Below are 6,749 nucleotides of genomic sequence, written 5' to 3' on the forward strand. Positions count from 1 at the left end.
CAAATTTGAAATGTGTTTCATTGTAGATTTCCCAATGTATGAAATTGATGAAAACACAGGAAATGTTGGATTTACTCACAATCCATTTTCAATGCCTCAAGGTGGCTTGAAATCATTGTTAGAAAAAGATCCTCTTGACATAGTTGCATATCAGTACGATATTGTATGTAACGGAATTGAACTTTCATCAGGAGCAGTAAGAAACCACGATTTGGATATAATGATAAAAGCATTTGAAATAGCAGGATATACTGAAAAGGATCTTGAAACAAAATTTGCTGCACTGTTTAATGCATTTAAATTCGGAGCTCCTCCTCATGCAGGAATGGCACCTGGAATTGACAGAATAGTAATGCTTTTAACCGGTGAAGAAAACATAAGAGAAGTAATTGCATTCCCAATGAACAGCAATGCTCAGGACTTATTGACCAATGCTCCATGTCAAGTTACAGAACAACAACTTAGAGAAGTTCATATAAAAATCAGGTAGGAGGATACTATGGTAACACGGGATGATATTATAAAAATAGCTAAACTTGCCAAACTTTCTGTGGAAGATGATGAAATTGAATCTTTAACAAAGGATATGGCAGAAATAATCAAATTTGCGGATACAATCAACTCAGCTGTTGAAGATGGAGAACTGGAAGATTTTGATGATATAAACAACATAACAAATTCATTTCATGAAGATGAGATATTGGAATCCTTTGACCGAGAGCTAATATTGAAAAACAGAGACGGTGGTATTGATGGCTGTTTTCTTGTTAAAGGCAGAGAACGACTTGATCGTTCGAGTAAATAGGAGTGAAACTGAGATGAGTAAAATAAAATATTTAAACGATCTTTTACAATCAAAACAAATATCCTGTACTGAATTAACACAAAAATACCTTGATAATATAGAAAAAGAAAATAAAATACTCAATGCATTTGTTAATGTAACTAATGTAAAAGCATTGGAAACAGCAAAAAAAGTGGATGAAAAAATTGCCAGAGGTGAAACTCTGATGCCTTTGGAAGGAATTCCTATGACATTGAAAGATAACATATCCACAAAGGACATTGAAACAACGTGTTGTTCAAACATATTAAAAGGATATGTTCCTATTTATGATGCAACAGTGTGGAATATATTGAAAAGTCAAAATGCAGTGCTTTTAGGAAAATCAAACATGGATGAGTTTGCTATGGGCTCATCCTGCGAAACATCCTGCTTTGGAGGTGCTTTAAATCCTCACAACATCAAGCACGTTGCAGGAGGAAGTTCAGGAGGAGTTGCTTCAGCTGTAGGAGGAAACATAGCCGTATATGGTCTTGGATCTGACACAGGTGGGTCCATAAGACAGCCTGCCAGCTTTTGCGGATTGGTTGGATTAAAGCCTACTTATGGAACTGTATCAAGATATGGCTTGATTGCTTACGCTTCAAGTTTGGATCAAATAGGACCTATTACTTCTAATGTAGAGGATGCTGCAATCATTTATGATGCAATTTCTCAATATGACAGTAAGGATGCCACATCTCAAGGCAGCAAAGCAAAAACAGTAAGCTCATTAAATGACAGTATTAAAGGGATGAAAATAGGAATTGCTAAAGAATATTTCGAAGGCATTAAAGATGATGTTAAAGAGTCTATTGAAAGTGCAATTAAAGTATATGAAGAATTAGGAGCTGAAATAGTGTATTTCAATCTTCCACAAATAAAATATGCTCTTCCTGTTTATTACATTCTTGCATGTGCTGAAGCTTCATCAAATTTAGGAAGATATGATGGAATTCGCTACGGATACAGAACACCAGCTTACAATGATTTAAACGACATGATATGCAAAACTAGAAGCGAAGGATTTGGAAAAGAAGTTCAAAGGAGAATAATGCTTGGAACTTACGTTTTAAGCGCAGGATATTTTGACGCTTATTACAAGAAGGCTCAAAAGCTCAGAGGAGCTATTGTGAAAGCATTCAAGGATGCATTTAAGTCATGCGATGTTATTCTTGCACCAACCGTTCCTATGACAGCTTTTGAATTAAACTTCAGCACAAAAGATCCAATTGAAACGTATTTAACTGATATATGCACAGTGCCGATAAACATTGCAGGACTTCCGGCTGTTTCAATTCCATGTGGATTTGACAGCAAAAACCTTCCAATTGGAATGCAGCTCATAGGAAACAGCTTTGAAGATGCTAAAATACTAAATGCAGCTTATCAATATGAAAAAGTTATAAAAAATGATATATATAAAGAATTAGAGACAGGGGTGAGACTATGAGCTGGGAACTCGTTGCCGGACTAGAAACGCACATTGAACTTTCAACTAAAACTAAAATATTCTGCCAGTGCACTACAGAATTTGGAGGAGAACCAAATACACATTGCTGTCCTGTGTGTATCGGACTGCCCGGAACTTTACCGAAACTGAATAAAGCAGTTGTTGAATATGCTGTTAAGGCAGGACTTGCCACAAACTGCAAAATTAGAAATATTTCTAAAATGGACCGTAAAAATTATGTTTATCCTGACTTACCTAAAGCTTACCAAATATCTCAATATGATAAGCCTCTTTGTGAAGGTGGATTTATTACATTGTCATCCGGAAAAAATATAAATATTACGCGTATTCATATTGAAGAAGATGCAGGCAAGCTCGTTCATCAAAGGGGAGATACATACATTGATTACAACAGGGGAGGGGTACCTCTCATAGAAATTGTATCAGAACCTGATATCAGAAGCATTGATGAAGCAGTTGAATATATAGAAAAGTTAAGACTCATAATGAAATATATAGGAGTTTCAGATGTTAAAATGCAGGAAGGATCTCTTAGATGCGATGTTAATATTTCTGTGAGAAAAAACGGAGCAGAAGCATTTGGAACAAGAGCAGAAATAAAGAACATGAACTCACTTAATTTCATAGCAAAAGCAATGGAATATGAATTCAACAGACAAATTGACATTCTTGAAAGCGGCGGCAAAATTGTTCAGGAAACAAGAAGGTACAACTCTGATTTAAACATCACTGAAAGCATGCGCGGAAAAGAAGATGCTGACGACTACAGGTATTTCAGAGACCCTGATTTGGTTACTATTTCTGTCACTGACAAAGAAATTGAAAATTACAAGAGCAATCTTCCTGAACTTCCTCGTGAAAAAATGAGACGATTCACTGAAGAATACGGATTGCCTCATGACGATACCGAATTATTAATTAAATACAAGAAAATTGCTGAATATTTTGAAAAAGCAAGCAAAAGTGTAGAAAACAAAAAAACAGTTTCAAACTTTATGTTAAGTCAAATATTCAGAAGATTATCAACTGAAGAAGAAAAGGAAGAATGCAATATTTCAATTCCTCCACAATATTTAAATGAGCTTGTAATTTTGGTGGAAAACAAAAAACTCACTTCAAATATGGCAAGAAATGCTCTTGAACAAATGATTGATACAGGAAAGCCTGTCATGGAGTTTGTTTCTGAAAGTGATATGGAAGGAATAGATGAAGAAGCACTCAGAAGCATATGTGAAAAAGCAGTGGCAGCAAATGAAAAGGCTGTCAGTGAATATTTAAAAGGAAAAGAAAAAGCGATTGGATCTATCATTGGATTCATAATGAAAGAAACAAAGGGCAAAGCTGACGCCGCCTTGGCAACAGAGATAGTAAAACAATTGATTAAGCAGTAGACAGCAATAAAAAAACAATAGATTAGCATTGTATTGGGGCTGTTGCATTAGTGATTATTATCGTGTCATTCTGAGCCTTTGGCCCGAAGAATCTCATAATTGGCCGTGCAAATAATTTTGCGTATTCTCTCTTTTTAGTGAAAATACAAATATAATTTTAAGATACAGTATTCGACAAGTCGAAATGTCGAATACTGTTTGTTTTTTTTAATGGTAGTGAAGGTTTCTACCTTTAAGCATAGTTTACCCATTGAATGTTACGTTTCATATGTTTTTAAAATTCTTTGAGAGATCTCTTCTCTTGTTGTTCTCATATCCATTGCTTGCTTTTCAATATAGCGGTGTGCCTGATTCTCAGTCATGTTAAGATATTGTATGAGAACACATTTAGCTCTTGTAACAATCCTGATTTCTTCAAGTTTATGCTGCAAATGAATATTTTCATTTTTCAAACATGAGATTCTTTTTTTAGAAGCAAGAGCTAGTTTTAAGGATTGAAAAAATACAGGCCTCATAATGGGTTTAGATACAACTAAGACACCGTAATCCTCAACTTTAGCTGATATGTCATCAGCAATTTCGCTTTTTACAACAAGTATTACTCCTGAAGCGCTGATTTCAGTTATAGTCGTAGAAAGATTATCTCCAAACTCATCTTTTAGAGGAGCATTTATAATGATTAAGTCATATTCGAAATTATTTAATAGCCTTCTTGCCTCACTGCTGTTAGTTGCTGAAGTGATTGAAGACGGAGCATTAGCATTTAGTAGTTGAGTTAACAGCTCAATACCTTTGTCGGAACTCGATACAATGAGTACACTATTCATGAAATCACCACCTGTCATTTATAACTTAAGCTAAATAGTGTAAAAATAAGTATTGTGTTCAAATTCTTCCTTGTTTTTTGATTTTTCACATTGCTTACATTCATCCGTTTTAGCTGCCAAGAACTTTGCTAAAGTTTTTCCAGGTAAATATTTCGCAACAAAGTCGCTTTTTATTGCACAATCAATTGCTTTTTCCAATGTATCAGGAATAGTATCATAAAGTTTTGCAGTTTCTTCATCAGCTTGGTACAGATTTAAATTCGCAGGGCTTTTAAGCTCCAATTCATTTTCGATTCCTTCCAGGCCGGCATATATTAAAAGAGCAAACGCATAATACGGATTGCAGCTTGGATCAGAAGAACGAAGTTCCATTCTTGAATATTTTCCACTTGCTGCAGGTATACGAATAAGCTGTGACCGGTTTTGATAAGACCAAGTTACAAATTTAGGAGCAGAGTGGCTTCCAAAACGGTCATAGGAATTTGTAAGAGGGTTTAAAAAAACTGTGATTTCTTTTATTCGATTTAATATGCCTGCAATAAAACTTTCAGCTTCTCTAGAATGATTATTTTGAATATTATCAAATAAGTTAATATTGTTTTTAAGTAAAGACATATTTATATGAAGTCCGCTTCCGCTGAAATCCTTTAAAGGCTTAGGCATAAACGAAGCATAAAGTCCATTTAGATGTGCAATAGTTTTTACAACAGATTTGAATGTAACAAGGTTATCTGCTGCAGACATTGCATCACTGTATTTAAAGTCAATTTCATTTTGTCCGGGTCCCTGCTCATGGTGAGAGCATTCAGGAAGAATTCCCATTTGTTCCAATGTGAGACTTATATCACGACGCACATTTTCACCTCTGTCTAGAGGTGCTACATCAAAATATCTTGCATTATCATGAGGAACCTTTGTTGGATAACCTTTTTCATCTTCTTCGAACAGGTAAAATTCACATTCAGAACCTATTTCAATTTTATAACCTAAGCTGTGGGCTTTATCAACTGCCCTTTGCAAAATAGCTCTTCCGTCTCCTTCAAAAGGAGTACCGTCAGGATATTTTATGTCGCAGTAAAAACGAATAACCCTTCCTTGTTGCGGCCTCCATGGCAATATAGCCAATGTTGATGGGTCCGGATACAAAAACAAATCAGATTCTTCTATATTCAAAAATCCTCTAATAGATGAGGCATCAAAGGAAATTCCGCTCTCAAAAGCGCGGGGAAGTTCCTCGGATAAAATAGAAATATTTTTAACAGTACCAAATATATCACAAAAAGAAAGACGCACAAATTTAACATCATTATCATTAATAAATTGTAAAACTTCATTCATTGTGTATTTCATATTGCTACCTCCGAGCGATTTATAAAAAAAGGTCCATTACAGCACAATTGGTTAACAGTGTTGTAATGAACGCCTTTGTCCATGTATATTTTTCGAAATTATATTATAATTGCAATGATATGTCAAGTGATTTTTTATTTAAAAAAATACTTGACAACTTAAACTATATAGTATAAAATTCGTCTATAAATCAGCAAAGGCGCTTAGGTTTTACCTAGAGCGCCTTTCTTTATTTTTGTATAAGCGGAGGTAATTATGAGTAGCATTTCAGAAATTTTTGGTAGCATGGTATTTAATGATGATGTAATGAAAGAAAGATTGCCTAAAGATACTTACAAAGCGTTTAAGAAGACAATAAATGAAGGGAAAAGCCTTGATTTAAACGTTGCAAATGTAGTTGCAAATGCTATGAAGGATTGGGCTGTTGAAAAAGGATCAACACATTTTACACATTGGTTTCAGCCGATGACAGGAATTACCGCAGAAAAGCATGACAGCTTTATATCAGCGACATCTGACGGCAAAGTAATAATGGAATTTTCAGGTAAAGAATTGATTAAAGGTGAACCGGATGCATCAAGCTTTCCATCAGGAGGACTTCGCTCAACATTTGAAGCTAGGGGTTATACAGGCTGGGATCCGACGAGCCCGGCATTTATCAAGCACGGGCCTAAGCCAGCAACGCTTTGTATCCCGACATATTTTATTGGATATCACGGCGAGGCCCTGGATAAAAAGACCCCTCTTTTGCGTTCCATGAAGGCCTTATCCAAACAGGTTTGCCGGTTGGGCCAACTCTTTGGGATTAACAGCAAAGGCAAGATGGCTTATGCCACGCTCGGTGGAGAACAGGAATACTTCTTGATCGATCGAGACTATTATTA

Annotated in this window: 7 protein-coding genes; 5 read left to right on the forward strand and 2 right to left on the reverse strand. The window is 35.4% G+C overall.

Features of this window, described 5'->3' with window-relative positions; all coding sequences use genetic code 11:
- The 4 genes from SA378_RS01825 to gatB all read left to right on the forward strand — a co-directional run.
- Nucleotides 1-490 (forward strand): amino acid--tRNA ligase-related protein (locus SA378_RS01825; protein ID WP_318524283.1); only part of this gene is annotated, 490 nt, incomplete at its 5' end.
- 9 nt (nt 491-499) lie between these two features.
- Complete coding sequence (locus SA378_RS01830) at nt 500-805, forward strand: Asp-tRNA(Asn)/Glu-tRNA(Gln) amidotransferase subunit GatC (protein ID WP_318524284.1); 306 nt, start codon at nt 500-502, stop codon at nt 803-805.
- A 13-nt stretch (nt 806-818) separates the two neighbouring features.
- The gene (gatA, locus tag SA378_RS01835) at nt 819-2,276 is read left to right on the forward strand and encodes an Asp-tRNA(Asn)/Glu-tRNA(Gln) amidotransferase subunit GatA (RefSeq protein WP_318524285.1); all 1,458 of its coding nucleotides are present in this window, start codon (nt 819-821) and stop codon (nt 2,274-2,276) included.
- Nucleotides 2,273-3,688, forward strand: coding sequence for an Asp-tRNA(Asn)/Glu-tRNA(Gln) amidotransferase subunit GatB (gatB, locus tag SA378_RS01840; protein WP_318524286.1), 1,416 nt, complete (start codon nt 2,273-2,275; stop codon nt 3,686-3,688). The genes gatA and gatB overlap by 4 nt, the downstream gene beginning before the upstream one ends.
- A gap of 257 nt (nt 3,689-3,945) precedes the next feature.
- Here gatB and SA378_RS01845 read toward each other — a convergent pair whose 3' ends face one another.
- Together SA378_RS01845 and SA378_RS01850 are read right to left on the reverse strand one after the other, a co-directional pair.
- Complete coding sequence (locus SA378_RS01845; RefSeq protein WP_318524287.1) at nt 3,946-4,515, reverse strand: ANTAR domain-containing response regulator; 570 nt, start codon at nt 4,513-4,515, stop codon at nt 3,946-3,948.
- A gap of 30 nt (nt 4,516-4,545) precedes the next feature.
- Entirely contained in the window at nt 4,546-5,865 is a 1,320-nt protein-coding gene (locus SA378_RS01850; RefSeq protein ID WP_318524288.1) for a glutamine synthetase family protein, read from the reverse strand.
- A gap of 255 nt (nt 5,866-6,120) precedes the next feature.
- Here SA378_RS01850 and SA378_RS01855 point away from each other — a divergent pair.
- Nucleotides 6,121-6,749 (forward strand): glutamine synthetase III (locus SA378_RS01855; protein WP_318524289.1); only part of this gene is annotated, 629 nt, incomplete at its 3' end.

Source organism: Sedimentibacter sp. (assembly GCF_033447055.1).
Taxonomy (GTDB): domain Bacteria; phylum Bacillota; class Clostridia; order Tissierellales; family Sedimentibacteraceae; genus Sedimentibacter.

What these genes read in the sequence shown, in the direction of transcription:
- gatA (WP_318524285.1), top strand. Translation starts at nt 819, where the DNA reads ATGAGTAAAATAAAATATTTAAACGATCTTTTACAATCAAAACAAATA.
- SA378_RS01850 (WP_318524288.1), bottom strand. Translation starts at nt 5,865, where the DNA reads ATGAAATACACAATGAATGAAGTTTTACAATTTATTAATGATAATGAT.
- gatB (WP_318524286.1), top strand. Translation starts at nt 2,273, where the DNA reads ATGAGCTGGGAACTCGTTGCCGGACTAGAAACGCACATTGAACTTTCA.
- SA378_RS01830 (WP_318524284.1), top strand. Translation starts at nt 500, where the DNA reads ATGGTAACACGGGATGATATTATAAAAATAGCTAAACTTGCCAAACTT.
- SA378_RS01845 (WP_318524287.1), bottom strand. Translation starts at nt 4,515, where the DNA reads ATGAATAGTGTACTCATTGTATCGAGTTCCGACAAAGGTATTGAGCTG.